Source organism: Geodermatophilus sp. SYSU D00705, assembly GCF_054050135.1.
Genome location: NZ_JBJGYT010000075.1, coordinates 1 through 1945 on the forward strand (window position 1 = coordinate 1; position 1945 = coordinate 1945).

2 protein-coding genes are annotated in these 1945 nt (G+C 78.1%); one reads left to right on the forward strand and one right to left on the reverse strand.

What is annotated here, in order from left to right:
- Nucleotides 1-112: 112 nt before the first annotated feature.
- Nucleotides 113-364 (forward strand): hypothetical protein, encoded by a 252-nt coding sequence (locus tag ACI78Q_RS23655; RefSeq protein ID WP_456925925.1) that lies wholly within the window; start codon nucleotides 113-115, stop codon nucleotides 362-364.
- 7 nt (nucleotides 365-371) lie between these two features.
- Here ACI78Q_RS23655 and ACI78Q_RS23660 read toward each other — a convergent pair.
- Nucleotides 372-1945: ATP-dependent DNA ligase (locus tag ACI78Q_RS23660; RefSeq protein ID WP_456925926.1), on the reverse strand; the 1574-nt coding region annotated here is incomplete at its 5' end.

Sequence of the window (1945 nt, forward strand, 5' to 3'; positions counted from 1 at the left end):
CCCGCCCCCCCCCCCCCCCCCCCCCCCCCCCCCCCCCCCCCCCCGCCCGCCCCCCCCCCCCCCCCCCCCCCCCCCCCCCCCCCCCCCCCCCCGCGCCGAGGACGCTGTCCGCATGGACATCACCACCGTCAACGACCGGCACCTCTACGAGGGGCGGGTGGTCCTGCGGGACGCCGAGGACCCGAGCCGTGTGGTCGACCTGCCCCCGCGGATCCTCCGGTTCGGCCCGCCGGGCTGGCTCACCGTCGTCGACCACCTGACCGAGGACGCCGACGTGGAGCTCTACCCGACCAGCCGCGTGCTCGCGGTGTCGGCGCTGCGGGAGGTCGGGGGAGGCGCGCTGCGGTCCAGCGCCACCCACTGAGGCGCGGTCAGCCGCCGGCCAGCAGCGCGCGCACCGCGTCGAGGGTGTCGGCCTCGGCCGGTGTCTTGTCCGGCCGGTAGCGCAGCACCCGGGCGAAGCGCAGCGCGACCCCGCCGGGGTAGCGGGGGCTGCGCTGTGCGCCGTCCAAGGCGATCTCCACGACCAGCTCCGGCCGCAGCAGCACGCCCCACTCCGGCCGCTCGCGGGCCAGCTCGGGAAAGGTCGCGGTCTGCCAGTCCAGCAGCTCGTCGGTCATGCCCTTGAAGGTCTTGCCGACCATCACCGGCTCCCCGCCGTCGGGGTCGCGGGCGCCCAGGTGGATGTTCGACAGCTTGCCCGCGCGGCGGCCGTACCCCCACTCCGCGCCGAGCACGACGAGGTCCAGGGTGTGCACCGGCTTCACCTTCTGCCAGGCCCGCCCGCGCCGACCCGCGGCGTAGGGCGCGTCCAGGGCCTTGACCACGACGCCCTCGTGTCCCGCGGCGAGGGCGCCGTCCAGCACCGCCGCGGCCCGGTCCGGGTCGGGGGAGCGGACGCCCGGCATGCGGAGTGGGGCGTGCTCGTCGGCGGCCAGCAACCCGGCCAGCGCGTCGAGGCGGACCGACAGCGGCTCGTCGAGCAGGTCGCGGCCGTCGAGGTGCAGCAGGTCGAAGAAGAACGGGCTCAGCAGCACGCCGGCATCGGAAGCGTCACTGCCGAAGCGGCTCATCGTCTCCTGGAAGGCCCGCGGCCGGCCGTCGTCGTCCAGGGCGAGGGTCTCGCCGTCGAGGACGGCGGTCGTGCACGGCAGCGCGCGGACCCGGTCGACCAGCTCCGGCACGCCGTCGGTCACCTCCCGCAGCGTGCGGGTCCAGACCCGGACGTCGTGGCCGTCCCGGTGCACCTGGATGCGGGCGCCGTCCAGCTTGAACTCCACGGTCACGTCGGCACCGAGGTCCTCCAGGGCCGCGTCCAGCGAGGAACCCGGGCTGGCGAGCATGGGCCGCACCGGCCGGCCGACCCGCAGGGAGACGGCGTCGAGCGCGGCCGCGCCGCCGGTGAGGGCGGTGGCCGCGGTCTCGGGGAGGCTGCCCGACAGCATGAACGCCCGCCGGACCCCCGCCGCCGGGACGCCGGCCGCCGTGGCCACCGCGTCGAGGACGACGCCCTCCAGTGCGCCCTGGCGCAGCTCGCCGGTGAGCAGGCGGACGAGGAACCGCTGCTCGTCCGCGGTGGCCGCCCCCAGCAGGGCGCGCAGCAGCGTCTCCCGGCGGGCGGTGGAGCCGGCCCCGCCGGTCGCGGCGAGCTCCCCCAGCGCCGCGTCGACGGCGGTCACGGCGAGGGCCGGCGCCGCGGCGGGCTCCCCGGTCAGCGGGGCGAGCGTGCGCCAGCCGACGCCGAGGCGGCGCTGCAGCGGCTCACCGGCCAGCCATGCGGTGACCGCAGGCACCTCGTCGTCCGTGGCGCGGCGCAGCAGGTCGGCGATCGCCGTCGCCTTGGCCGTGCGGGAGCGGGTGGCCGCGACGGCGGTGGAGGCGGCGACGACGTCGGCGAGCAGCACGGGGGGATCGTGGCAGGGGGCGCCGACACCGCGCGGTGCCG

Excerpts from the sequence above, each read along its gene's own strand:
- ACI78Q_RS23655 (WP_456925925.1), top strand. The coding sequence starts at position 113 with ATGGACATCACCACCGTCAACGACCGGCACCTCTACGAGGGGCGGGTG.